General features: G+C 65.2%; 22 protein-coding genes and 7 pseudogenes. 10 read left to right on the forward strand and 19 right to left on the reverse strand.

The genetic code is table 11. The annotated features are described in order from the left end of the window. Nucleotide 1: 1 nt before the first annotated feature. The 3 genes and pseudogenes from G6N41_RS25970 to G6N41_RS25980 all read right to left on the reverse strand — a co-directional run bounded on the left by G6N41_RS25970 (nt 2) and on the right by G6N41_RS25980 (nt 3370). Nucleotides 2–1098: pseudogene (locus G6N41_RS25970) on the reverse strand (acyl-CoA dehydrogenase family protein). Then, nucleotides 1085–1990, reverse strand: a complete 906-nt coding sequence (locus tag G6N41_RS25975) for an acyl-CoA dehydrogenase family protein (RefSeq protein ID WP_198966067.1) — start codon at nt 1988–1990, stop codon at nt 1085–1087. The pseudogene G6N41_RS25970 and the gene G6N41_RS25975 overlap by 14 nt, the downstream one beginning before the upstream one ends. Beyond that, nucleotides 1968–3370: pseudogene (locus G6N41_RS25980) on the reverse strand (class I adenylate-forming enzyme family protein). The gene G6N41_RS25975 and the pseudogene G6N41_RS25980 overlap by 23 nt, the downstream one beginning before the upstream one ends. 115 nt (nt 3371–3485) lie before the next feature. Here G6N41_RS25980 and G6N41_RS25985 point away from each other — a divergent pair. Beyond that, on the forward strand, nt 3486–3767 hold the full coding sequence (locus G6N41_RS25985; protein WP_198966068.1) for a 2Fe-2S iron-sulfur cluster-binding protein: 282 nt from the start codon (nt 3486–3488) through the stop codon (nt 3765–3767). Between the two features lie 29 nt (nt 3768–3796). Here G6N41_RS25985 and G6N41_RS25990 read toward each other — a convergent pair whose 3' ends face one another. The 7 genes and pseudogenes from G6N41_RS25990 to G6N41_RS29285 all read right to left on the reverse strand — a co-directional run bounded on the left by G6N41_RS25990 (nt 3797) and on the right by G6N41_RS29285 (nt 9985). Next, nucleotides 3797–4786 carry a CaiB/BaiF CoA transferase family protein gene (locus tag G6N41_RS25990; RefSeq protein ID WP_231609052.1) on the reverse strand — a complete coding sequence of 330 codons (990 nt, stop codon included), beginning with the start codon at nt 4784–4786 and terminating at the stop codon, nt 3797–3799. Nucleotides 4787–4833: 47 nt separating this feature from the next. Beyond that, nucleotides 4834–5791: pseudogene (locus tag G6N41_RS25995) on the reverse strand (TIGR03564 family F420-dependent LLM class oxidoreductase). Beyond that, nucleotides 5776–6213: a cobalamin B12-binding domain-containing protein gene (locus G6N41_RS26000; RefSeq protein ID WP_198966070.1), complete on the reverse strand. Its 438-nt coding sequence runs from the start codon at nt 6211–6213 to the stop codon at nt 5776–5778. Before G6N41_RS26000 ends, G6N41_RS25995 begins: the two are co-directional and overlap by 16 nt. Further along, nucleotides 6214–7791, reverse strand: coding sequence for a methylmalonyl-CoA mutase family protein (locus G6N41_RS26005; protein WP_198966071.1), 1578 nt, complete (start codon nt 7789–7791; stop codon nt 6214–6216). A gap of 125 nt (nt 7792–7916) precedes the next feature. Next, complete coding sequence (locus tag G6N41_RS26010; protein WP_198966072.1) at nt 7917–8729, reverse strand: class I SAM-dependent methyltransferase; 813 nt, start codon at nt 8727–8729, stop codon at nt 7917–7919. A gap of 60 nt (nt 8730–8789) precedes the next feature. Then, complete coding sequence (locus G6N41_RS26015) at nt 8790–9575, reverse strand: M15 family metallopeptidase (protein WP_407663704.1); 786 nt, start codon at nt 9573–9575, stop codon at nt 8790–8792. 107 nt (nt 9576–9682) lie between these two features. After that, complete coding sequence (locus G6N41_RS29285; RefSeq protein WP_231608716.1) at nt 9683–9985, reverse strand: hypothetical protein; 303 nt, start codon at nt 9983–9985, stop codon at nt 9683–9685. A gap of 306 nt (nt 9986–10291) precedes the next feature. Here G6N41_RS29285 and G6N41_RS29290 point away from each other — a divergent pair. Together G6N41_RS29290 and G6N41_RS29295 are read left to right on the forward strand one after the other, a co-directional pair. Next, nucleotides 10292–10705 (forward strand): annotated as a pseudogene (locus G6N41_RS29290) (cellulose-binding domain-containing protein); the annotation flags it as partial. A gap of 78 nt (nt 10706–10783) precedes the next feature. Continuing rightward, nucleotides 10784–11110, forward strand: a pseudogene (locus G6N41_RS29295) (cellulose binding domain-containing protein); the annotation flags it as partial. Between the two features lie 19 nt (nt 11111–11129). Here G6N41_RS29295 and G6N41_RS26030 read toward each other — a convergent pair. The 3 genes and pseudogenes from G6N41_RS26030 to G6N41_RS26035 form a co-directional block, all read right to left on the reverse strand. Then, nucleotides 11130–11420 (reverse strand): hypothetical protein, encoded by a 291-nt coding sequence (locus G6N41_RS26030; protein ID WP_198966075.1) that lies wholly within the window; start codon nt 11418–11420, stop codon nt 11130–11132. Further along, nucleotides 11417–11545, reverse strand: coding sequence for a hypothetical protein (locus G6N41_RS29670; RefSeq protein WP_259593337.1), 129 nt, complete (start codon nt 11543–11545; stop codon nt 11417–11419). The genes G6N41_RS26030 and G6N41_RS29670 overlap by 4 nt, the downstream gene beginning before the upstream one ends. Further along, nucleotides 11499–12370 (reverse strand): annotated as a pseudogene (locus G6N41_RS26035) (IS5 family transposase). Before G6N41_RS26035 ends, G6N41_RS29670 begins: the two are co-directional and overlap by 47 nt. Before the next feature lie 648 nt (nt 12371–13018). On the opposite strand from G6N41_RS26035, the gene G6N41_RS26045 reads away from it, so the two are divergent. The 7 genes and pseudogenes from G6N41_RS26045 (at nt 13019) to G6N41_RS26075 (ending at nt 20320) form a co-directional block, all read left to right on the forward strand. Beyond that, complete coding sequence (locus G6N41_RS26045) at nt 13019–14218, forward strand: polyprenyl synthetase family protein (protein ID WP_198966076.1); 1200 nt, start codon at nt 13019–13021, stop codon at nt 14216–14218. A gap of 24 nt (nt 14219–14242) precedes the next feature. After that, a pseudogene (gene crtI / locus G6N41_RS26050) lies at nt 14243–15773 on the forward strand (phytoene desaturase family protein). Further along, complete coding sequence (locus G6N41_RS26055; protein ID WP_198966077.1) at nt 15770–16729, forward strand: phytoene/squalene synthase family protein; 960 nt, start codon at nt 15770–15772, stop codon at nt 16727–16729. Before crtI ends, G6N41_RS26055 begins: the two are co-directional and overlap by 4 nt. Further along, on the forward strand, nt 16726–17049 hold the full coding sequence (locus G6N41_RS26060) for a lycopene cyclase domain-containing protein (protein WP_198966078.1): 324 nt from the start codon (nt 16726–16728) through the stop codon (nt 17047–17049). Before G6N41_RS26055 ends, G6N41_RS26060 begins: the two co-directional genes overlap by 4 nt. Next, nucleotides 17046–17420 carry a lycopene cyclase domain-containing protein gene (locus G6N41_RS26065; RefSeq protein ID WP_198966079.1) on the forward strand — a complete coding sequence of 125 codons (375 nt, stop codon included), beginning with the start codon at nt 17046–17048 and terminating at the stop codon, nt 17418–17420. The genes G6N41_RS26060 and G6N41_RS26065 overlap by 4 nt, the downstream gene beginning before the upstream one ends. Continuing rightward, nucleotides 17414–19723, forward strand: a complete 2310-nt coding sequence (locus tag G6N41_RS26070; RefSeq protein WP_198966080.1) for an MMPL family transporter — start codon at nt 17414–17416, stop codon at nt 19721–19723. Before G6N41_RS26065 ends, G6N41_RS26070 begins: the two co-directional genes overlap by 7 nt. Nucleotides 19724–19768: 45 nt before the next feature. Then, nucleotides 19769–20320, forward strand: coding sequence for a MarR family winged helix-turn-helix transcriptional regulator (locus G6N41_RS26075; protein ID WP_198966081.1), 552 nt, complete (start codon nt 19769–19771; stop codon nt 20318–20320). Between the two features lie 9 nt (nt 20321–20329). On the opposite strand, the gene fni is transcribed toward G6N41_RS26075, so the two are convergent. The 6 genes from fni to G6N41_RS26105 all read right to left on the reverse strand — a co-directional run bounded on the left by fni (nt 20330) and on the right by G6N41_RS26105 (nt 25398). After that, on the reverse strand, nt 20330–21376 hold the full coding sequence (gene fni, locus G6N41_RS26080) for a type 2 isopentenyl-diphosphate Delta-isomerase (protein ID WP_198966082.1): 1047 nt from the start codon (nt 21374–21376) through the stop codon (nt 20330–20332). 116 nt (nt 21377–21492) lie between these two features. Beyond that, nucleotides 21493–22200, reverse strand: a complete 708-nt coding sequence (locus tag G6N41_RS26085) for an RES family NAD+ phosphorylase (RefSeq protein WP_198966083.1) — start codon at nt 22198–22200, stop codon at nt 21493–21495. Further along, nucleotides 22194–22796, reverse strand: coding sequence for a helix-turn-helix domain-containing protein (locus tag G6N41_RS26090; protein WP_198966084.1), 603 nt, complete (start codon nt 22794–22796; stop codon nt 22194–22196). Before G6N41_RS26090 ends, G6N41_RS26085 begins: the two co-directional genes overlap by 7 nt. 81 nt (nt 22797–22877) lie before the next feature. Further along, nucleotides 22878–24362 carry an amino acid permease gene (locus G6N41_RS26095; RefSeq protein WP_198966085.1) on the reverse strand — a complete coding sequence of 495 codons (1485 nt, stop codon included), beginning with the start codon at nt 24360–24362 and terminating at the stop codon, nt 22878–22880. 43 nt (nt 24363–24405) lie between these two features. Continuing rightward, nucleotides 24406–24648 carry a hypothetical protein gene (locus G6N41_RS26100; protein ID WP_198966086.1) on the reverse strand — a complete coding sequence of 81 codons (243 nt, stop codon included), beginning with the start codon at nt 24646–24648 and terminating at the stop codon, nt 24406–24408. A gap of 141 nt (nt 24649–24789) precedes the next feature. Further along, entirely contained in the window at nt 24790–25398 is a 609-nt protein-coding gene (locus G6N41_RS26105) for an AAA family ATPase (protein WP_198966087.1), read from the reverse strand. Nucleotides 25399–25435 lie beyond the last annotated feature (37 nt).

Below are 25435 nucleotides of genomic sequence, written 5' to 3' on the forward strand. Positions count from 1 at the left end.
GTCAGACTCCCAGTCCCAAGATGCGCGATGCGATAATGTTCTTCTGTATCTGTGAAGTGCCTCCCATCACGCTTTGCGCACGGCTGTACAGGTAGGCGCCGAACAGCTCGGGATCATGCGTGCCACCAATGCCCAGCGCGGCATGCCCGACAGACTGTTCCACCCACGTCATCAGCAATTTGTCCAGCGAGCCTTCGGGTCCGTGCAACACCCCGTCGAGCTGTTCGGACAACCGGCGCCGCACGTGATGAGTCAGCATCTCGGCTTGGACCGCGGCCCAGGCAAGCTCGTCGCTGACCGGATGCCCCTGGGCATGGTTGCGCGCCAACAGCTCTGCGACGAGCTTGTTGTAGCGGGCGGCGTAGCCGAGGGTCGACGGTTCACGTTCGTGCCCGACCACGGTCATCGCCACCGCCCAGCCATCCCCTGGGGCGCCGACCATCCGGTCGGCCGCCACCGTGGCGCCGTCGAAGAACACCTGGCCGAACTCCTTGGTGACTCCGTTCATCATCCGCAACGGACGTTGCTGCACACCAGGCTGTTTCATGTCGACCACAAATGCCGACAAGCCTCGGTGCCGGCTAGCACCGGGTTCGGTTCGGGCCAGCAGCAGACACCAGTCGGCCACGTCGGAGTAACTGGTCCAGATCTTGTGACCATGCACCACATAATCGTCACCGACACGAGTGGCGGTGGTGGTCAGCGCGGCCAGGTCCGAACCCGCACCGGGCTCACTGAACCCCTGACACCAGCGCTCGGTCCCGTCGATGATGCCGGGCAGAAACCGTTGCCGCAGTGCGTCGCTGCCGTGTCGGCCGATGCCGAAGACCAGGTACCGACGCTGGGGCGCGGTGGCGCACCGGCACGGGCCAACTCTTCGTCGACGATCACGTCATAGACCGGTGCCAGCTCCCTGCCCCCGTATTCGCGTGGCCACGACAGCCCGAAGAATCCCTCGCGGTAGAGGGCCTGGTGCCAGTGCGCCTGCCGGGCCCAATATTGGTCCCCCGATCCGCGAAAGTCATCGGCGTTTACCGAAAGCCAGTTTCGCAGGCGTTGCCGGAAGACCGCCTCCTGCGGTGAATCACGAAAGTCCACGACCGACCTCCTGCAAGCTCACCGGCCACAACTCGGTTGATGTCAACGCCCGGCGCAGGTAAACGTGCACCAGGCAGTCCGAGGTATTGCCGATGCCACCGTGCACCTGTACCGCGGTTTCGCAGACGGTTCGACTGGCACGCGCGCAGTAAACCTTTGCCATCCGGGCGGCCTGCACGGCTTGCGCCGGCTCGAGTTCGTCCAACGCCCAAGCGGCATGGCGCAGCACGCTCACCGAACCCTCGATCGACGCCAGGTTCTCCGCCAGCAGATGAGCGATCGCTTGATGGGACCCGATCGCTTTGCCGTACTGCTCGCGAATCTTCGCGTAGTCACAGGCGAGGGCGTGCGCGCCGCGGGCGTCTCCGACCAGGTCTGCGGTGGTGGCGACCAAAGCCAGTGCATACCAGCGCTGCGCGGCATCGGCGGATACCTCACCGACCGCGACCGGCTGTCCCAGCAACCCCGCGTCCAGTCGCGTCAGGTCCACGCCCGCTCCCGCAACATCCAGATCTGCGGACAGCACGGCGGTACCCGAGAGCACCAGTGCGCGCCGATGTCCGCGCGCATCTATCGCCCGGCCGCCGACGCCCGTCGTCGCACGCCCGGAGTCTGAGTTCAGTTGCCGGGCCAGGTCATCGGCGAGCACGGGGCCCAGGAATGGCGCATCGGCGAGCCCGCGCCCGAATTCTTCTGCCACAATCGCGACCTCGACACCGGAGGCGCCGTCGGAACTTAACGCTCTCCACCCGGCCGCCTCGATCTGCCTATCCAGCTTGGCGATTCGGGCTTCGTCGGCCAGATCCTGCACAGCTGCCGGACCGAGATCGTCGGCCATTTTCGCCGCCGAGTCACGCAGTTGCCGTTGTTCAGCTGTCAGACGGACACCCATAGAGCTTCTTGAGCGCTCGGCGCAAGACCTTTCCGGAGGGCAGTCGAGGGATATCCGGCACGAAGACGATCCGCGAGAGCCGCTTGTAAGACGCGAGCGTGGCGGCCACCCGGGCGCGTAGCTCGGCGTCGTCGACGGGTGTTCGGGCCGCGACAGCGGCAACTACTGCTTCGCCGTTGGCTCCGTCCGGCACCCCGAATACCGCACAATCCCGGACCGCGGGATGACCGTGCAGAACCGCCTCGATCTCGGCGGGGGCAACCTGGAAACCGCGAACCTTGATCATCTCCTTGAGCCGGTCGGTGATGCGCAGCCAGCCGGCGGAATCCAGTAAGCCGATGTCTCCGGTCCGATACCGCCCCTGCGACATGACCTCGGCCGTGGCGGCCGCCGGCAGATAGCCCGCCATCAGTGAATGCGATCGCGCCTGGATTTCGCCGACCTCACCGGGGCCCACCCGCTCACCGGTTTCGGTCGATACCACCCGCAGGTCCACGCCCGGCAGCACACGTCCGACGGCGTCGAGCCGGGCACCCTGCAGCGGGCTGCAGGCGATCACGGGTAACTCGGTGGTGCCGTAGGCGGGCATCCAGCCAATGCCGGTCCGGTTCGTCACCGTCTCGGCGATGCCCGCACTCACCGGCGTGGCGCCCCACATGATGAACCTCAGCGACGACAAATCGTAGGACTCGAGGTTGGGATGCGACGCCATCGCCAAAGCTATGGGGCAACCGCCATTTCCACGGTAATCCGGTCGCTTTCGATGTGTGCCAGCATCTGGTCGATGTCGAACCGGCGATGCAGACGCACCCGAACGCCGGTCCGCAACGCGGTGACGATGTTGAGCAAGCCAAGGATGTGCGAGGGCGGCGTGACGATCTGAATGCGATCGCGCTCGGTCAGCCCCAGCGCGTCACGCCAGTGGCCAATGGCCGCGTTCAGCGACGCGTGGGTGTGCCGGACCGCCTTGGGCAGGCCGGTGGTGCCCGAGCTGAACACCAACAGCGCATCGCCAGCGCGGCGCGGCGGGCCCGGTAGCGGTGCCGCGGGAGTGATCGGCTCGTCCAGGTGCAGCATCGGCATCAGACCGGCCAGCACCGGGTGATCCCCCGCGGCATGGGCGGGGCCGGTCAGGGCGAGGGCATGATCCACCTCGGCGCGCTTCCAGGCGGGGCTGATGAGCACCGCCGAGGCGCCCAGACACCAGATGGCGTTCAGCACGGCGACAAACTCCGGCCGGTTGGACGACATCACCGCCACCCGATCGCCCGCGACGACGCCTTGCTTGCGTAGTGCCGCGGCCAGGCCGTCGGCCATCGCCCCCAGCCCGGGCAGGCTAAAGCCCCGATCCTCGAACACGAGCGCGGCCGGCTCGGTCACGTCTCGTCCTTCCCGGCGGTCACGACAGCCTGAGAATACCCTATCTTCTTATGAGAATAGTATTCGCAACATGGAAAAACGCAAGTGCATCAGTGGGGGCGCAGGAAGGGCGGTCATGGCGGAACCGGGCATGGTGACGATCTACCTCGCCCGTAGGCGGGCATCGGTGCCGCTGGTGCATGGCGAGACCCTGCTGGAAAGCGCACGACGAGCGGGGCTGGACCCGCCGTTCAACTGCGAGGCCGGCAACTGCGGGACCTGCCTGGCCCGACTCACGGAGGGCAGCGCGACAATGCTGGTCAACGACGCGCTTGACGACAGCGAGGTGGCCGACGGCTACATCTTGACCTGTCAGGGCATACCCGATACCGCACCGATCACGGTGCGCTACGAGTAGACCCGCGCAGCACCAGGATCGGCGTGCCGCTATCGGCAGTGTTCGCCCAGGAGCGGCGCCGGCCGGTATTCGGGCCGATAGCCGGAAACCCGAATCGGATTACCGACGAGGCGCAATTCGCCTGCGCGCACGATCACTTGGGGATTCTCCGCGAGGGCCTCGGGCAGCGTCCGAACGGCTGCCGCGGGCACCCCCAGCGGCCGCAGCCGTCGCTCCCAACCGGCGGCGGTGTCGGTCGCCAACGCTGAGGCGACCACGGTGAGCACCTCCGCACGCCGGGACGCTCGCTCCGCCATGGTCTCGAATCCATCGATGCCGGCCTCGGCCGCAAAGGCCTTCCAGAAGCCGTCATGTGTGACGAACAGCCCGAGGTAGCCGTCGGCAGTCGGAAATAGCTGCGCGGGAACGTAATACGGGTGAGCGACGTGCGGCCTGCGCTGTGGCTCGGTGCCGTCGTTGAGGTACGCGGCGGCGTGGTAGTTCAGCTGGGAGACCATGACGTCGAACAGCGACACGTCCACCTGCCCGCCACGGCCCGAGATGATCGCCGCCAACAACCCAAGCGCTGCACACATCCCGGTGGAGTTGTCCGCCGAGGAATACCCGGGCAGGGTCGGCGGACCGCCGGGTTCACCGGTCAGCGCGGCACTTCCGGCGGCGGCCTGGATCACGTAGTCGAAGGCCGGATCGTCGCCGCCATGCAACCCATAACCGGTGATCGCCACGCAAACGATGCGTTCGTTGAACCGCCGCAGCGCTTCGTAGGTCAACCCCAGTCGGCGGATCGACGACGGTCGCGGGTTGACCACCAGCGCATCAGATTCGGCCGCCAGCTCGGCGAGCCGGTGCTGTCCCACTTCGGAATTCAGATCCAGACAGAGGCCGGACTTGTTGCGGTTGAGGCTGGCGAAGTAGCTCTCACCGACCGTGCGTGAGATCTCACCGCCGGGCGGTTCGATCTTGACGACCTCGGCGCCGAGGTCGGCGAGCAGCAATGTGGCGTACGGGCCGGCCAGCATGGTACCGACCTCGATGACCCGAATGCCGGTCAGCGGGCCCGCGGCGGTCACCGCACCTCCGTCGCCAGCGTGGCAATCATGTCTCGGGTGCGACGCTTGGAGGCAACCAGCTCTTCACGATTGTCGCCGATCGGCAGCAGCCGCACCGACAGATCGGTCACGCCGGCCTCGGCGAATCGACGGAATCGAGCCAGGATCGCGTCCTCGTCGCCGGCCGCACAGATATCACCGACATCTCTGGCATCGCCGTATCCGAGCAGTCGTTGATAGTTCGGCGAAACCTCGGCCTCCCCCAGAATCCGGTTGGCGCGATCACGCGCTACCTCGACTTCACTAGAGCCGCAAAGGCAAACGGGGATGCCGGCAACGATGCGCGGAGCCGGGCGACCGGCATTGTCAGCGGCCTTGGAGATTCTGGGCACCACATGCTCGGCCACCGCACGTTCGTCGGCCATCCACAGCACGGTGCCGTCCGCTCGCTCGCCGGCCAGGGTCAACATCACCGGCCCGAGCGCAGCGACCAGCACCGGCAGGGGCGCCACCGCGGCCAGATACAGCGGGTTGTGCACCCGGAAGCTGTCGTTCTCCACGTCGACGAGCCCGGGGTTGGCCAAGGCCGCGGCCAGGACCTCGAGGTAGTCCCGGGTGTAGGCGGCGGGCCGCTGGTAGGGCAGCCCGAGCATGTCGTCGACGATCCAATGGTGCGACGGTCCAGACGCCCAGCACCAGGCGACCACCGGTGGCCGCATGCACCGACAGAGCTTGCCGGGCCAACGCGATCGGGTGCTGCGTCTGCAGGGGCACAACGGCGGTACCCAGCTCGATGCGGCTGCTCCGCGTTCCCATCAGGGTCACGGCGATCAGTGCGTCAAAGTCATTGGGAATCTGGGGAATCCACGCGCTATCCAAGCCGGCTGTTTCCGCCCAGTCGATATCGGCCAGCATCCGGCCCACCTTGCGGCCCGAATCCCCGCGCTCGGGGCCGATCATCACTCCGACACGCACGGTTCCTCCATGGACGGTTGCGGTGCGGTGGGCGCGGCGCCGGTCAGCGCGCGGATGTCGCGCACCAGGTCATCCAGCGGTGTTCCGGTAGGAAACACCGCCGCCGCACCGGCGGCCAGCAGCGTGGGCACGTCGGAGTGCGGGATGGTCCCGCCGACGACGACGGCGATGTCGGCGGCATCGGCGTCGCGCAGGGCCTCGATGGTGCGTGCGGTCAGCGCCAGATGGGCACCCGACAAAATGCTCAAGCCGACCACGGCCACATCTTCTTGAACGGCGATCGAGGCGATGTCTTCGATACGTTGCCGGATGCCGGTGTAGATCACCTCGAAGCCGGCGTCGCGCAGCGTGCGGGCCACGATCTTGGCGCCGCGGTCATGATCGTCGAGACCGGGCTTGGCGACCAGGATCCGGGCGGCCATCTAGAACACCACCGGTTGCTGGAATTCACCCCACACCGCCTTGAGGGCGCGGACCATTTCACCGACCTTGCAGTATGCGTTGGCGCAGTCGATCAGCCTGTGCATCAGATTGTCGGCTCCTTCGGCGCCTCGCGCGAGCGCGGCGAGGCTGGACTGCACCGCGTCGCTGTCTCTTTCAGCCTTGACCTTGGCGAGCCGCTTGAGCTGAAGGTCACGGCCTTCGGCGTCGAGTTCGTAGGTGACGATGTCGGGTTCGGCGTCCCCGGAGACAAACCTGTTGACCCCCACGACGGGTCGAACGCTCGCTTCGACGTCCTTGTGCATTCGGAAGGCCTCGTCGGCGATCAGGCCCTGCAGATATCCATCCTCGATGGCGCTGACCATCCCGCCGTGTCGCTGCAGGTCGTCCATGATCTCGATGATCCGAGCCTCGGTGGCATCGGTGAGCGCCTCTACGAAGTAGGAGCCGCCAAGCGGGTCGGCGACGCGGGTCACGCCGCTTTCATAGGCCAGGATCTGCTGGGTGCGCAGCGCCAAAGTGGTGGACTCCTCGGTCGGCAGGGCAAACGGCTCGTCCCAGGCCGCAGTGAACATCGACTGCACCCCGCCCAACACCGCGGCCATCGCCTCGTAAGCGACGCGGATCAGGTTGTTCTGCGCTTGCGGTGCATACAGCGACGCGCCGCCGCACACGCAGCCGAACCGGAACATCGCCGCTTTGTCCGTCTTGGCGCCGTATCGCTCGCGCACCAGCGTCGCCCAGCGCCGTCGTCCCGCAGGGTATTTGGCGATCTCCTCGAAAAAGTCGCCGTGGGTGTAGAAGAAGAACGAGATCTGTGGGGCGAACTGATCGATGGACATCCGACCGCGCGCAACGACGTTGTCGCAGTAGGTGATTCCGTCGGCGAGGGTGAATGCCATCTCCTGTACCGCGGTGGCCCTGGCGTCACGAAAATGGGCTCCCGCCACCGATATGGCGTTGAATTTCGGGACCTCGGCCGCACAGAACTCGATCGTGTCGGCGATCAGCCGCAGCGAGGGCTCCGGCGGCCAGATCCAGGTCCCGCGCGACGCGTACTCCTTGAGGATGTCGTTCTGGATCGTCCCGGTGAGCTTGGCGCGCGGAACTCCCTTTCGCTCGGCGGCGGCCACGTAGAACGCCAGCAGAATCGCCGACGTGCCATTGATGGTGAAACTGGTGCTAATCTTGTCCACTGGGATGTCCTCGAACAGGATTTCGGCGTCGGCCAGGGTGTCGACCGCGACGCCAACGCGGCCGACTTCCTCGGCGACGTCTGGGTCGTCGGAGTCGAATCCGCATTGGGTGGGCAGGTCGAGCGCCACCGATAACCCGGTCCCGCCCTGGTCCAGCAGATAGCGGTAGCGACGGTTGGACTCCTCGGCGGTGCCGAACCCGGAGTACTGCCGAAACGTCCACAACTTGCCCCGGTATCCCGACGCGAAGTTACCGCGAGTGAAAGGATACTCCCCCGGAGGAGGCGGCTCCGCCGTGCGGTCCCCAGGGCCGTAGACCGGCGCAACTGGGATACCCAATGCAGTCTGGGTCACATCATCCATCGATGAATAACGTACTTGCAAAAAAATAGAATGCTAATACCACCCAGTTGACCAGCATAAACAGGCTCGGAGCGAGAGGGGTTCCAGAGCCGGCCGGGGTGCGCGGCTTCGACGGGGCGCGGCGGCTACACCCGGCAGAGAATTTCGCCGTTGGGAATCCCTAACCAACCATCCGGTGCCGCGGCCCAGTCCCGCCAAGCCTGCGAAATCGCCTCCAGATCTGCGGCACTGGCCATCCCGGAACCCAGCAGTTGGGCAGACAGATCCGAACGCAGAATCCGATCGGCCCAAATTCCGCCCCACCAGGCACGCATCTCGTCGGTCGCGTAGCACCACATGCTGCCGGTCGGCGTGATGTCGGCAAAGCCCGCCTGACGGGCCCACGACAGCAGCCGCCGGCCGTCATCGGGCTCACCGCCGTTGGCGCGCGCCGCCCGCTGATAGAGCTGTAGCCAATGGTCCAAGGCCGGAAGTTGCGGGTACCAGATGAACCCCGCGTAGTCGGCGTCACGCGCGGCGACCAGCCCGCCGGGCGCACAGACGCGCTTCATCTCCCGCAGTGCCTGCACCGGATCGGCCACGTGCTGCAACACCTGGTGGGCATGGACTACGTCGAACACGTCATCGGGAAAGTCCAGGGCATGCACATCGGAGGTCACGAACGCGACATTGGACACGTCGCATCGCTGCGCCTCGGCACGGGCCAGGTTCAGCGCCGCATCGGTGGGCTCTACCGCCGTCACCGTAGCGGGCACCACGCGCGCCGCGAGGTCGACGGTGATAGTCCCAGGGCCGCAACCGATGTCGAGCACGGACAACCCCGCACGAAGATGCGGCGATAGGTAGCCGGCGGAGTTGGCCACCGTGCGCTGACGGTGCCCACGCAGCACCGACTCGTGATGCCCATGGGTATAGACGGCTCGGCGTTCGTCGTTCATGAACCGGAGCCTACCCGCCCAAATCAAAAAGTGAGACAGACATCTCACTATATGAGACAGTCAGTCGACCGGAGCATTGAGGATCGGCCGGTCGACCCCCGCCCCCGAGCCATCGAAGTGCCACCACTCACCGGAGTACACGCTCAACCCGCCGTAGTTCATCGCGTCGCGCAGCCGTTTACGGCCGGCTTGGTCCGCCTCACTCACCCCTTCGGTGGCGAATGCCTTGGCCCACGCCGAGAAGTCATCGAAGTCGGTGCCCATGTCGGCCAGGCAGATTCCGCTGATCTGCCGCTGGGACGGGCATTGTGGCGACACGCTGGCATAGGTCACGTCAACCGAGCGACCCGCCTCGTGGCTGCGGGCGTATTGGCCCGGACGCGCCAACCAGGCCGGGTTCGGGACCACCTGGAACATCTTGACCTGGACATCGTGCGGTCGGTAGCAGTCCCAGAACACCAGCGCCTGCCCTTGCGGGCGCAGCGCCGCCGCGGCGGCCGTCAACCCCGGCGCCATCGATTCGTGCACCAGACATCGGGCATTGGCGGGATACAGCTGCGTGCGGGTGAAGTTATTGGTGGTCGCGTAGCGCAGGTCGATGATGGCGTCGGGAACGACACTGCGCACATCGACAAGGCCGGCCGCAGCCGCGGCGGCACTGACGGGCGGGACGGACCCGGCCGGCACGCTGGCCGTTGTCGCGACGGCTCGCACGACCGAGGTGACCACCGGAGGCGATGGGATCGATGACCCGTCGGGACTCGTCCACACACCCGACGGCGCGGCGGTGATACCGCAGGCCACACCGCAGGCGACGAGGGCAGCGGCGGCGCCAACCCTTCGCAATGGGCCGCTATGGAGTGCATCGGCAATACTACTCACCGCACCGAGGCTACGTCGGGTCAGCCCGTTCTCACGTTTATCGCCGACGGTGTTCGGCGATCAGCGGCCGATCAATGTTCGTCGTAGTGCCCATCGTGGGCGGTATGCCGGCATCCGTCATGGATGTAGTCGACGTGATCGCCGTGGGGAACGGCGACGTGGCCGCAGCCATCGCCGTGAGTGTGATCGTGCCCGTCATGCACGCAGTGGCCGTCGGCGGGTTCACATTCGTCAAAGTGATCGCCGTGGCGCCGGTGCAGATGACCGTCGTGCAGATAGTCGACGTGATCACCATGCGGAATCGCGACATGTCCGCAACCGTCGCCATGCGAATGGTCGTGCCCCGCGTGCTGCCGGTGCGCTATCGCGTTCATCTCTTTCTCCTTGTGATTGTTGAGCGGGCCGGGAATGTCGACATGTTGGGCGCGTCAGCGGAGTTGTCGATCGGCGGTCGAGCTGTCGACACCACCATTCAATCCTCAACCAGCCATCACGGGGGACAAGAGCAGAAAGTCACCGAAAACTCTTGGATCGAGTGTCTTCGAGCCAACGGACATCGCACGCCACCGGCCAGCCAACAACGGCGCAAGATTTCGTCGGGGTTTCGGTTGGGCGAAGATACCGCAGCTTTCAAACACCGCCATTACATATGTTGCTAATCGAACTATACCGTTGGCGCGGTGTCCGACGAGAATCGCAACGAGCGCCACCGGCGCCCCGCGCTTCACGCTGCCGTCGCGGCATTTGTCCTGGCCTGCTCCGCTTTTCTCGCCGCCCCCACCGCACACGCGGCAGCGATAACCGCCACGCTGGCGGTGACGTCACAATGGGACACCGGCTTCGTCGCCAACTACCGGATCGCCAATCCCGGCGCGACCGAGTTGGCGGACTGGAAGCTCGAATTCGACCTGCCCGCCGAAGAATCTGTGACAAATTCGTGGAGCAGCAAGCTGGCCCAATCGGGAACGCATTACGTCCTGACACCCGAAGAGTACAACCGCACCATCGCGGCGGAGCACTCCATCAGCATTGGCTTTCAGGCCACGCTGGACGGCGATTTCTCGGCCCCACAGAACTGTGTGCTCAACGGCGAGTCCTGCACCAGTGCGCCGGACCTAGCGCCGGCCAGCGCGCCGCCTCCCCCGTCCGCCGACGATGCGGCGGCAACACTGGCGGTGATTTCACAATGGAATACCGGCTTTGTCGCCAACTACGAAATCGCCAATACCGGATCCACAGCCCTGGATGGCTGGAAGCTCGAATTCGATCTGCCCGCAGACGAATCTGTCACCCGAGCGTGGAGCAGCAAACTCTCCAAGACCGGCACCCACTACGTCCTGACACCGGAGTCCTACAACACCACCATCGCCCCCGGCAGCTCGGGCACCGTCGGTTTCCAGGCCGCCCAGACGAGCACGTATTCGGCGCCGGCGAATTGTCAGCTCAATGGCAAAACTTGCGGCGACGGCCCGGCCCCTACCGCCAGCGTGCGCCACTGAACGACACCGGTCGCGGGCGCTAACCGGCCGGGAAGAGACGAGCCACCAGAATGGCCGCGATAAGGATCGCAAGCGACAGCGGCGCCGCCACGGTGCCAATCAACATTCCCCGCCCAACCTGGCCTAGTTTGCCTGGGCTCTTGGCAACAACGGGGGAAATCGACAGGTAGGTCAGCGACACCAGGAGTACGAAGACCGCCAGCGGCGGAACTGAGAGAACACAGAGCCAGGCCACGAACTCCACCACCAGGATGTGGGCCAGCGCCACCGCGAAGCTGATCGGTCCATAACGGCCGGTCGCCGCGGTCAACGCAACACCAAGAAGGCGAAGGCGATGCTACCGATCAGGACAACCGCGGCGGCGCCGGTGACGCCTAGGTCCTGTCTGCTAATTGCGGACGCGGTGGTAGGTGATGATGGCGGCCAGGGTGGCACCGCTGAGGTAGGTCAGGGCGTATTTGTCGTAGCAGGTGGCGACCGCGCGCCAGTGTTTGAGCCGGTTGAAGCTTCGCTCGACGGTGTTGCGGTGCTTGTAGATTCGGCCTGAGAACCCCGGAGGCCGTCCTCTGTTGCGGCCTTTGGCTTTGCGGCGGGTGATCTGGTCGCTGCGCTCGGGGATGGTATGGGCGATCTTGAGCCGGCGCAGCTGTGCCCGCGTCGAGTCATGGGAGTACGCCTTGTCCGCCAGCAGGTGAAACGGGGCGTATGAGTTGCTGCACCGGGCGGCCAGCAATGGCCAAAGCATCGGATTATCACCGGCTTGACCGGCCGACAGTGCCAGGGTGACCGGACTGCACAGCTGGTCGGTCAAGGCGTGGATCTTGGTAGTCAGCCCGCCGCGGGAATGCCCAATGGCGTGGTCATCGGGCTCATCGAGATATTTCTTGTAATTCGACAGATCCCCCTGTGCGGCGCCCGGGGCGCTCCGGCTGCGTGTTGGTGGGCGCGCACACTGGTCGAATCGACCGACAACAGTGCGCCCAGGTCGGCGTCCTCGGCGTCGAGGTCAGAGGCGATCGCCGCGAAGATCCGCGCGTAGATGCCATCGACCGACCAGCGTAGATGCCTCTCGGCCACCGATTGCCAGGGACCGAAGTGCTCGGGCAGGTCACACCACGGAGATCACGTACGGTAACGCCAGATAATGCCCTCCAGAGTACGTCGATGATCGTTCCACGGCCGGCCACGCCGCCGCCCCGCAGGCAACACCGCCACGATCAGCGACCACAAATCATCAGAAATCGCATGCGTCCGCATCACCCAAACCGCATCAGCCAAAACACCATTCACATTAAGCAGACACGCCCTAGGCAGACCGCGCCGCTGCGAGGAACTCGAGTTGAGCAACACCGCACCGGCCCCCAGCGAAGCGAGCGTCGCCAGGGCCGTCGCGGTCAGCAGCAGCGTACGTTCGCTTCGCCCGCTTTCCGTCGGAAATGCCCAATTCCCCAACAGCCACATGGCGGCAAGCAACAACAGCAAACAGAATTGAATGACCACCGGCGCCGACCAAGTGGCCGACCGCCAGGCGGTGGCATCCATGTCACGAATACGAGCTAGAAACGACATCGGCACCCCCCTTGACGCGTCGCGTCACTCTCCTCGATCGGCATGCCACACCACTGTCGGCAGCCCCGCCCTGGCCGGCATCCGTGCGCTGGAAACCTAACCCGCCGGCACCAGCTCGAACCTGGCGCATCGCGCCGCGGCTACCGGCATACCTGTCTATCAGACGTTCGGTTCACGCCGAGGGCCAGCTCGGCGCCGCCAGCGCCAGCCAAACCTCAGAAGAACTTCAATTAGTTAATCATTAAATGAATGAAGCATGTTGGTTAGCCTGGGAGCAGCAAAATAGCCAATCAGAGATGAACCCGAGACTCTCTGCACCTACGAGGGGGGTGTGCGCCGGTGTCTTCTAGCGCCCGCGGCCAACGGCTGAGCGGACCTGACGAAATGGTGTCGACCAGACAACGACCAACCCTGTCCTTGGCCACAGCCGTCGATTCACCCGATTCCGGGCGACTGGCGTCCACCCGCGACGCGGTCACCCTCGGCGACGCAGATTGGCGCTCACGGCTGCGCACCGCGGCACTAGCCCAGGTCGCCGACTTCGTCTCCGACCGCAACGCCAGCGCGCTTGGCGGGTCGGGGTGGGAGGTCGCCGGCGACATACTTCTGCGGTTTGTCTCCGAGGCCAAATGCTTGAGATCGACCTTCATGTACCTGGGCTGGTTGTGCGGCGCCGGTCCCAACAATGCGGCATTATCGGCCGCGGCAAGCCTGGAGCTGCTGCACGCCTTTGCACTCCTGCAGGACGACGTGATGGACCAATCCCCGCAACGACGAGGCAGTCCAGCTGTCCATGTCCGGCTGGCCCGGTGCCACCAGCGGCGCGGGCTATCCGGGGCCGCAGCACGTTTCGGCGAATCGGCGGCCGTACTGCTCGGAGACATCTGCCTGGTCTGGGCCGAGCAGATGCTGCGGGAAAGCGGAGTCGAGGACCGCCGTCTCCGGCAGGTATGGCCCCGCTACGACGCCATGCGCATCGAACTCGCGGTGGGCCAGCTTTGCGACCTGTCCAACGATATCCGCAACCTGCCGACGCTGGATGCCGTCTTGGACGTGGCGCGGCGCAAGTCGGGTAACTACAAGGTGCGCCGGCCACTCGAGATGGGAGCCGCGATGGCCGATTGCGATGAGCGCACGCTGGAACAGCTCGCGCGATACGGCGACGCCGTCGGAGAAGCGTTCCAACTGCGCGACGACATGCTGGGAGTGTTTGGCACACCGGCGATCACCGGCAAACCCAGTGGCGACGATCTCCGCGAACGCAAGGCAACCAGCGTCGTGGTCGCCGCCTACGAGATGGCCGATCCGCCGACGCGTCGGCAGCTTCGCGAGCTGATGAATCGGGCTGAGCTCGACGACGCGGCGGTTGATCACTGTAAACGACTGGTCACCGCGACCGGAGCTGCGCAGCGAATCGAGGACATGATCGACCGCCGTGTCGATCGCGTTCGAACACTATTGGCCGACATGACGATCGGTCAGCAAACCCGAGCCGCGCTGGGCGATCTGGCAGCAGCCTGCGTGCAGCGCAGCACGTGAGATCACGCAAAGTAGGGACCCGCGATGCGAACCATTGAAGGCACTGCCGATCACGTGGTGGTGATCGGTGCGGGACTAGCGGGGTTGGCCACGGCGCTGCACCTGGCGGGCCGCGGCCGCGCCGTCACGGTCGTTGAACGCGAGGCTTGGCCGGGTGGACGCGCCGGCCGACTCGACATCAATGGATACCGAATCGATACCGGCCCAACTGTTCTCACCATGACCGACCTTATCGACGAGGTCTTTGCGGCCGTGGGTGAGACGATCTCGGATCGGCTGGAATTGCTTCCCGTCGATCCGGCCTACACCGCCATGTTCGCCGACGGAAGTTCGATCGATGTGCACTGCGACGCGGATCGGATGGTGGCGGCGATCGACAACTTCGCCGGTCGTGAGCAAGCTACCGGTTATCTTCAGCTGCGCGATTGGTTGACCCGGCTATACCGAATCGAATTCGCCGGGCTTCATTGCCTCGAACTTCGACTCGCCCCTATCACTGCTCACCCCGCAGCTGGCGCGACTGGCGGCTGCCGGTGGATTTCGCAACTGGGACAGCATGGTCAAGCGCCACATCACCGACCCGAGGCTGCGTCGCGTGTTCACCTTCCAGTCCCTCTATGCCGGGGTGGCGCCGCAGGATGCGCTGGCGGCCTATGCCGTTATCGCCTATATGGACACCATATCGGGGGTGTTCTTTCCGCGCGGCGGGGTTCGTGCCCTGCCTGACGCGCTGGCGGCCGCCGCGGCCTGCGCCGGCGTGCAGTTTCATTACGGTTCGCAGGTAAGCGAACTCGAGCGCGACGGCGCGCGGATAACCGCTGTCCGCGCCGACAAGGGTGAGCGCATTGCCTGCGATGCAGTGGTGTTGACCACCGAGTTACCCACCACATACCGACTATTGGGCCGAACCCCCCGCCGGCTTCGCCGGTTACAGGCGGCACCGTCGGCGGTCGTCGTGCACGCCGGCTGCCGCAGCGCCACGATTACGGGTTAGCCGGCGGCCCATCACACGATTCTTTTCGGACAGGCATGGGAACAGACGTTCACCGACATCATTCGCGACGGCCGGCTGATGCGGGATCCATCGTTGTTGGTCACCCGACCGACCGCGGGCGATCCCGCCCTCGCACCGCCAGGCCGAGATCTGCTCTATCTACTCGCGCCGGCGCCCAACCTGACCGCGGGCCGGGTCGATTGGGACAGTGCCGGTGCTAGCTACGCGCAATCCATGATCGACACCGTCGCCTCCCGGCTGCTTCCGGACCTTCGCGACAGCGTGGAACTACTCGACGTCGTCACCCCCCTGGACTGGGCCCGGCAGGGCATGGCGGCAGGTACTCCGTTCGCGCTGGCGCATACGTTCGGCAAAACCGGCCCCTTCCGCCCGGCCAGCACGGTGCGCGGCATCGACAACGCGGTGCTGGCGGGATCGTCGACGGTTCCGGGTGTGGGCGTTCCGACGACGTTGATCTCCGGGCGGCTGGCCGCCGACCGCATAACGGGAAACACCAACCGATCAATCCGACACCTCGACCTGAAAGCACAGTTGTCATGATTCGCAGTGAATTGGACGCCGCCGGGATCGGTGATCCCCGGTTGCGCGAGGCCTATCAGCAAAGCCGCCGAATCAACGCCGCCAGCGAGCGTACCTTCTTTTTGGCCACCAGACTGCTGGCACCGGATCAGCGACCACCCGTACACGCCTTGTACGGTTTCGCCCGGTACGCCGACGACATTCTGGACTCCTTCGATCCGCTGCTGGACACTGACACCCGCGCCCGGCGACTGCAGCAGCTGGCGCAGCAGTTCTTTTCCGGCGCAGACCATCCCGACAACCCGGTGCTTGCCGCGGTCAGCCACACCGCACGCCGCTACGGCATCGGCGCCGATCTGTTCGAAGATTTTCTGGAATCGATGCGCATGGACCTCACCATCACCGACTACCCCGACCGGGATGCGCTCAACACCTACATGCGCAGTTCAGCGGAAGCCATTGGCTTACAGTTACTCCCGATCTTGGGCACCGTCGTTCCGGCGCAAGAGGCCATACCCTACGCGGCCGCCCTAGGACGCGCATTTCAGCTCACCAACTTCATTCGCGACGTCGACGAGGACCTGGCCCGCAACCGCGTCTATCTGCCCGCCGACGAACTCGCCGCATATGGGGTTGATCGGGATGTGCTGATGTGGTGTCACCACAACCAGCGCAGCGATGGCCGGGTACGCGAAGCTCTGGCCGCCCAACACGAGATCACCAGAGAGACCTACCGGTTCGCCGCCGCCGGGATCCAACTGCTGGCGCCGCGGTCGCGGCCTTGCGTCGCGACGGCTTTGACGCTGTATTCGGAAATCCTGGGCCGCATCGAAGACGACGACTTCGCGGTGTTCGGCCGGCGCGCCACCGTCCAGACCGCCCGCCGTCTGCGGGTGGCCGGTGCCGGATTGATACGAGCGTGGCGCGCCCGAACCAGCGGCGCCATCCCCGATCGCTCCGAATACGGTGCCGCATGACCGACCGCTGGCAATACCTGCTGGTGCTGGTCGCATGCCTGGCAATCACCGCGCCGCTGGAAGTGTTCGGCGCCGGCGTATATCGGCGCCCGCGAAGGCTACTGCGGTCGGTGCTACCGGTGGCCGCGGCATTCCTGTTCTGGGACGAGTTGGCCGTGGCCGCCCGGGTGTGGACTTACGATCCGCGCTACATCAGCGGGCTGGACATCCCGTTTCGGGTCCCGATCGAAGAGGTGCTGTTCTTTCTGGTGATCCCCATCTGCGCCCTGTTGACCCTCAACGCGGTCAGCACCATTCTCGAGCGGGTCCGCCGACGATGACCGGGTTGGGGTACACCCTGCCGGCCGTGCTGGCCGTGGCTGGCGTCGGCGCCCTGGAGCTATTGGTACTACGGACCGGGTTGTTCCGGCGCCCCGCGTACTGGCTATCGATGTTGATAGTGCTGGTCTTTCAGGTTCCGGTCGACGGCTGGCTCACCAAGCTCAGCGCTCCCATCGTCAGCTACGACGAGCGGCAGATCACCGGCCTGCGGTTCCCGTTCGACATCCCGATTGAAGACTTCCTGTTCGGCTTCGCGATGGTCGCTGCCGTTCTACTGCTGTGGGAGCGACAACGGGAACCCGGTGAGCCCGCACCGCCGAGCCAGGCAGGCAACCACGAGAAGCACAGCTTCGAGGACAAGACATGTTGACCAGAATGGCCCGACTCTCCCTCACCGCACCACGCCGGGTCATCGCGGTGGTAATCCTGGTCATGGTCGGCACCGCCATCTTCGGCATCCCGGCGGCAAATAGCTTGGCGGCCGGGGGATTTCTGGATCCATCAGCGGAATCCGCGCGTGCCGCGGCGGTGCTCGCCGACAAGTTCCATCGAGGCGACATGGAGATGGTGCTGCTGGTGAGTTCGGACGACGGTGTCCGCGATGGTCCGGCACGCATCGTCGGCACCGATATCGCGCGGCAACTCGCGCAATCACCCTTCGTGGCGCAGGTGGCATCGCCTTGGGACACACCGCAACCGCCGCCGGACATGGTCAGCGCCGACGGGAAATCGGCGCTGACTCTGGTGGCGCTCAAGGGCGACGAAAACAGCGCACCCCGGCATGCACAGGCGCTTGCGCAGCGGTTGGCGCACAACCGTGGTGGGGTGACGGTGCAGGCCGGTGGGTCCGCGATGGTCTATGCACAGGTCAACCAGCAGACCGAGAAAGACTTGCTGCGAATGGAGTTCATCGCGGTCCCGGTCAGTTTCGCCGCGCTGGTGTGGGTGTTCGGGGGCTTGCTGGCAGCGGCCCTACCGGTGGCCGTGGGCGGATTCGCCATCCTGGGGTCCCTCGCGGTGCTGCGCGGTGTTGCGATGGTGACCGACGTGTCGATCTTCGCGCTAAATGTCACGGTTGCCCTGGGCATGGCCCTCGCGATCGACTACACCCTGCTGATCATCAGCCGGTACCGTGACGAGCTGGGCGAGGGGCGCAGCCACGAGGAGGCCCTGGTTCGCACAATGTCAACCGCCGGCCGCACCGTCCTGTTCTCGGCGGTAACGGTTGGGCTCTCGCTCGTCGCGATGGCGCTGTTCCCGATGTACTTCCTGAAGTCCTTCGCCTACGCGGGGGTTGCGGTCGTGGCGTTTTCGGCCCTGGCGGCGATGGTGGTCGCACCAACGGTGATCGTGCTGCTCGGCGACCGGCTCGACGCGCTCAACGTCTGGAAACTGGGCCGGCGGCTGCTCGGGCGTCCGGAACCGCCGCCGCGGCCCGTTGCGCAGAGTTTCTGGTACCGTACGGCCAAACTGGTCACCCGCCAAGCGATTCCGGTCGGCCTGGCCATCATCGTGTTGTTGATCGCGCTGGGAATCCCGTTCCTCAACATCAAGTGGGGCTATCCGGACGACCGCGTGTTACCGCCGTCCGCGTCGGCACGCATGGTCAGCGATCGAATCCGCAGCGATTTCAGCTCGAACTCGGCGAGCAGAGTCACCGTCGTCCTCACCGACACCGCCGGCCTGACCAAACCGGATCTCAATCACTACGCCGCCCAATTGTCTGAGGTATCCGATGTGTCGGCGGTCTCGGCGCCGACGGGCACCTTCGTTGCCGGAGAGTTGCGGGGCCCGCCCTCCGCACCGACCGCGATGGCCGCCGGCAGCGCGTATCTGACCGTGGAGAGCACCGCGCCGCTGTACACCAAGGCCTCGGCGAACCAGCTGGATCGTCTGCACGCCGTGGCGCTGCCCGGCGACACCGCGGTGCAAATGACCGGCGTCGCACAGATGAACCGCGACTCCGTCAATGGGATTACCTCGCGGTTACCCATGGTGTTCGGCTTCATCGCGATCGTGACACTGGTGCTGCTGTTCTTGCTCACCGGCAGTGTGCTGCTACCGATCAAGGCGGTGGTACTCAAAATGCTCTCGCTTACAGCGGCTTTCGGCGCCCTGGTCTGGATCTTTCAGGACGGCCATCTGGGTGCGCTGGGTACCACCCCAACCGGCACGTTGGTCGCCAATATCCCGGTGCTGATGTTCTGCATCGCCTTCGGCTTGTCGATGGATTACGAAGTCTTCCTGCTGTCCCGCATCCGCGAATTCTGGCTTGCATCACCTCGGGAAAGTGCCGACAACGATGAGAGCATCGCCCTGGGCCTAGCCCATACCGGCCGGGTCATCACCGCCGCGGCATTGCTGATGTCGATCTCGTTTGCCGGCCTGATTTCCGCAGAGGTGTCTTTCATGCGGATGTTCGGGGTGGATCTGACGATTGCTGTGCTGGTCGACGCCACGTTGGTGCGGGTACTGCTGGTGCCCGCGTTCATGCATGTGTTTGGCGGATTGAACTGGTGGGCACCCAAACCACTGGAACGGTGGCACAGCCGCAGCGCTGGCGGCGGATCCGCAGGCCAAACCGCCCGCAGCAACGATGCCGTCGGCGGCAACTCCAGCAAATTCGACAGCAATCGCCGCGTCGACGACCACGTGCACCGGTCGCGGCGGTAAGGGCGATAAGCTAGTCGCTCTATCGCCCGAAAAGGATGCAGGCAGGTGACCAAGCGCGTCGCTGTGAATCGACAGCCGAGTCGAGCCGAGCTGGAGCGGCTGTTATCGGCTGATCTGCGCGCCATCACCGCTCATTCCGACCGGGTCGGCCGCTACTACGCCCGACACAACGATCTCAGCCACGGCGACTTCCAGGCATTGCTGTACATCATGGTCGCCGAGACCGCGGGGACACCCGTGACACCGGCCCAGCTCAGCCAGCGATTGGACGTCTCGGCCGCGGCGATCACCTATCTTGCCGATCGGATGATCCATGCCGGGCACATCCGCCGCGAAGCCGATCCCGAGGACCGGCGCAAATCACACCTTCGCTTCGAGCAAAGCAGCCTGGAGCTCGCACACAAGTTCTTCATGCCGCTCGGCGACCACATGCGCGAGGCGATGGCTGATCTGTCCGACCGTGATCTGCGGGCCGCACACCGGGTGCTCACGGCGATGATGGACGGGATGGCGACCTTCGAAAAGGAGCTCTTCGAGTCACCCCCGCAGAAATCGGAGCGCGCCCGCACAACGCCGGCGCAGGCGGAAAACTCCTAAACCGCGCGGCTACCGGATGGCTGTCACACCGATGTTGCGCAGCGACGTGAGATCCGGCGCGCCGCAACAGTGCAGGCAGACTCGGAGTTCGTCGAGGAACAGCTGCAACCAATCCTGCACCGCCGTGGCGGATTCGATCGCCGGCGCAAGCAACGGGCGAGCAATCGCGACCACATCGGCGCCCAGGGCGATCGCTTTGGCCGCATCCATTCCGGTGCGGATGCCGCCGGAGGCGACCAGCGGGACAGCCGGCAACGCTTGGCGCACCTCGACAATCGCCTCAGCGGTGGGGATACCCCAGTCAGCCAGTTCCGGGTAGCGCAGCTCGCCGTAGCGAGCCAACTGCTCCACCCGCGACCACGAGGTTCCTCCGGCGCCGGCCACGTCGATACCCGATACCGGCAGCCCGCCGGGCAGCCGCAGCAGTTGCGCGACGGCCGCGGCCCCGATGCCGTGGCCAACCTCCTTGAGCAGCAACGGATAGTCCAGCAAGTCGGCTGCGTCGCGCAGCCGACCCAGTGACCCGGAGAAGTCGGTATCACCACCGTGCTGCATCGCTTCCTGCAGTGAGTTAGCGTGCACCGCAAGTGCATTCGCACCAACCCGGCGCAGCGCGGCAGCCACGGCCCCAACCGCGTCCTTGGTCAACTGAGCCAGACCGATGTTGCCGATCAACAGCACGTCGGGTGCTACCTCACGCACCGCGAAACTCGACGCCGCCCGCTGCCCGCGGGCATCGTCGAGCATGATCCGGTGCGAGCCCAGCATCATTCCGATACCGAGGCGCTGCGCGGCGGTGGCCAAATTGCGGTTGATCGTCGCGGACAGCTCGGCACCGCCGGTCATCGCGCCGATCAGGACCGGGGCACGCAATGGCACGCCGAAAAACTCGGTCGACAAGTCGATGTCGGCGAGGCTGGTTTGGGTCAGTGCGTTGAAGGGCAGGCGGTAGCGTTCGAGCCCGGTCGTCACGCCGACGTAGTTGACATCGTCGTTGAGGCACACGTCGATGTGCCGGCGCTTGCGGCTGGAGATCTCGGCCGGGTCGTTGGTCATCGGGCAGCACCGGCCGTCGCCATCATGGTCCTCGTCGCGGCAAGCAATGCAAGTCCTTCTTGGGGTTCAACGACGCCGTCACTGATGCCACAGAGCCTACCGCGCGCGCGGTTTGGTCAAGTTGCCGAAATGTCACACAACGGGCAGGAATCGACCCGTGCGGCGGTCATTGCGAGCTCGGCGGCGGCCACCAGAACCCGCGGCCAGATAGCCGCGTCGGCCAGCGCGAAGTCCTGGCGCTGGCGCGCGCGAATCCGCACATGGTCAACAGCACCGTCGGTGTCCCACAACGCCAGCGCGCGACCGTTGCTGTGCGCGGCGTGGTAGTAGACACCGTGTACCGGGCGGCGCGCCGGCTGATCTTCGTAGATGGCCCGTGCCCAGGCTTGAGTGAGAACCCGCGGATAGGCGCCGGTGGCCAGCGACGGCAACGCGCCGATGCGCATCGCGGCGCCCTCGGATCGCAGATCCAGCACCACGATCTCGGTGCGCGGACGCAACAGCCCGACCCGAAACCGGGGACAGACGGCGGCCTCTCCTAGGTCACCAAAGACCTCGCCCAGCGCGGTGGCCAGGGTGCCGGCAACGTAGAGCACAGATCTTCCCTCAGGACAGATCGCCGGATGAGCTGCCGGCGGCGTGTGGTGGTCGAGGCGGTGCAGCGGCCCGAAAGCGCGATGGGTGATGGCGTCCGGGGTGTGCGTGGACAGGTGGTAGACCCGGCACCACTGCCAGCCGCGGGCGCTCAGCGTTTCCGGCCACTTCCACGTCCAGACCCGACCACCTGAGAGCGGACGATTCGGTTCGCCGAGGTCGGCTACCACGCCGCCGCGGTCGACTTCGCCACCACCGCGATCACATCGTCGATGCGCGCGTCGACCAGGGCATCAGCCGGTGTGATGTCGCCCAGTTCCGGATTCGGCGTGGCGGCCCACTTGCTCAAGGCGACGATTCCCCCCGGAAAGGCGTGTCGCAGTTGCGCGATTCCCGGCAGAAAGCCGCGTTGTGCCCCGGCGTTGAGCTGCCACATGGGTATTCGCCACTGGCGACCGTCCTTGAGACCGATCAGGTCGCCACTGGTGATCCGGTCAAGCACGGCCTGGCTGGAGATGTCGAGCAACTCGGCAACCTCCGCCGTCGACAGCGACATGGTCAGCAATTCTCGGCGGGCGACGAAGTCTTCCTGCAATGCCTGCAGCGCAGCGCCGCTCATTTCCTTGGCGGTTGGCGCACTACCCCACAACGATTCGTCCAGACCGTCCGTGTCCCGTGCCGCGACTGCTTCGACAAAGCCCGCTTTGACCGACGCGGGCGCCGCGTCCAACACCGCGTGCACCGCAGAACTCAGCTGTGCGGCCGACGCGCTGGCCCGCTGACGCCGTCGCGACGCCGCATTACGCGTTGGGGTGCGGGTGACCATACCTCGAGGCTATACCAAGATAACCAAGCAAACACGGCCTCGTCGCGCCCGATCGGGCCCGGCGGGTGCGATCCGATCTCCCTATTTCTTGTCCATCGGCCCTGGGTTGGCGACCACGGGAAACTCGCCGGTATAGCCGATACGTCTGCGCGCAATCTCCAGCACTTGGTCGCGGACCAGGAACCAACCGCCGATCAGCATCGGAATGATGAGTCCCAGGGTCGCTACGGTCCAGGTGCCGATTGGGTAGGAGAACCCCATCAAAACCAGCACCGCGACCAGAAACACCAAGGTGAGATAACCGGTGTAGGGCGCACCCCACATGCGAAACGACGGCCGGTACACGATGCCCTGCTTCGACCAGCGGAACAGCTGAATCTGGCAGCAAACAATGGTCGCCCAGGACGCGAGAATGCCCAGCGCCGCGATATTGAGGACGATCTCGAAAGCCATCTCGGGAACGACGCCGTTGAGCAACACCCCGATCAGGCCGATGGCGGCCGTCAGACAGATCCCGCCATAAGGGACTCCTCGTTGCGACATCCGTGCGGTGAAACTCGGTGCACTGCCGTTCATCGCCATCGAGCGCAGGATGCGCCCGGTCGAATACAAACCTGCGTTGAGACTGGAGAACGCCGCGGTCATCACCACTACGTTCATGATCGAGCCGGCGCCGGTCACCCCGATCTTGTCGAAGAAGGTGACAAACGGGCTCTCACCGGCCTTGTAGTCGGTGTAGGGCAGCAACAGGCCGAGCAAAAACAACGATCCAACGTAGAACAGGGCAATACGCGCGATCACCGAGTTGATGGCACGCGGCATCACCTTCTCCGGCTCCGCCGTCTCCCCCGCTGCCGTTCCAACCAGCTCGACCGCCGCATAGGCGAAGACCACGCCCGAGGTGACGACGACCAGGGGCAGCACGCCATACGGGAAGAGTGCGCCGCCGTGGGCGAGCAGGCCGAGACCGGTGGAATGACCATCGACGGGGTAACGGCCGGCCAGGAATATGGTGCCCACGACCAGGAAGGTCAGCAGCGACACCACCTTGATCAGGGCCGCCCAGAACTCGATCTCACCGAACAGGGTCACCGAGATCAGGTTCATGCTCAACGCGATACCCAGCGCGAACAACGCCAGCGCCCACTGCGGGATGCCCTCGAAAACCCGCCAGAAATGGAAGTAGGTGGCGATCGCAGTCGAGTCGACAATCGAGGTCATCGCCCAGTTCAGGAAATACATCCAGCCCGCGACATAGGCCGCCTTTTCGCCGAAGAATTCGCGCGCATAGGAGACGAACGACCCCGACGACGGCCGGTGCAGCACGAGCTCACCCAATGCCCGCAAGATCAGGAAGACGAACACTCCACAGACCGCGTAGACCAGAAACAGTGCTGGACCGGCGCTGGCCAGCCGTCCACCGGCGCCAAGAAACAGGCCGGTGCCAATCGCACCGCCGATCGCGATCATCTGTAGCTGGCGCGGCTTAAGGCTCTTGTGATAGCCGGCATCTTCGCTCGCGAGAGCGATGTCATCGGGATGGGTCGGGCTCGACGGGGTTCTCAACGCTCAGATGCCTCTTTCCCAGTTCGGTCGCTGGCTGTGGGGGTCAGCCGCCGGGGGCAGGTTCCGAGCCCACGGGATCATCCGGGCCCGGAGTGTGTGGTGGTGTCGGAATATCACGAAACGTAAAGATGAAGCCGAACGCCGCCACCGCGGCGGCGATCGCGTAGCCGATGATCGAATACCAACCTGCGTGCAGGTATGCGGTAACCGCGACGAGTGCCATGGCACCAAAGACCATCGACATTCCGATAAGCGGCGTCTTGGCCTTGAAATCAACAAAGCGCATGGATAACAACCTCGTCGGGTGGCGAACGAATGTGGACTAAGTAAACACGGTGTGGACGATCATGTCCTGTTGGGCGACCGGCCCGCCAACCCACCCCTTGTGCTATAAGACCAATCCGCTGCGCCTTTGCCGCGACAATGGTCACCGATCAGCTGCGTCGCCTTTCGGCTCGCGTCGGCCGCGGGCCGGTGACGGCGCGAGCGGCGAGATCATCCGGCTGATCGTCGCGACCCGACGGTCGAGCCGGTCGGCCGGGATATCGATGAGCTGATAACCGAATTCGCGGTAGCTGTCTTCGTGGATCCGTTCGAACCTCAACGCCTCCGCTATGTCGATTCGGCGGGTCGTGGTGGGCTGGCAGAAGCCCAAGTTGCGGACGAAAAAGACCTGTCGCTGATAGGTGTGTTCGGCGGCAATCCGGTCAAGCTCGGCCGTCAGCGCCGCGCAAACGGGCAGCCCGAGATAGACGGCGAGCGCGTGAGTGCACACCGGCGAGCGGTCGAAGAAGCAAACGCCGGGGCCCGTCGTGTCGGCCGCAACTTGGCGCCGGCGCTGTGTCTGCACAACCTCGTCGATAAACGACGCATTGGTCGCACCCGTCCAGGGTTCGTCTTCGCCGCGCGCCTGCCGACCGAGGACGACGTCGGTGACGGCTTCCGCCACGACGGCGTGTCCGAGCTCTGCGAGCCGCCGCACGATCGACGTCTTACCCGCTCCAGGCGTGCCGGTGAGAATGTATCGGCGCGTCAATTTCGTTGGTTTCCTCGGTGTCGGTGGACGACAATTG

Source organism: Mycobacterium shottsii, from assembly GCF_010728525.1.
GTDB classification, from domain to species: Bacteria; Actinomycetota; Actinomycetes; order Mycobacteriales; family Mycobacteriaceae; genus Mycobacterium; species Mycobacterium marinum.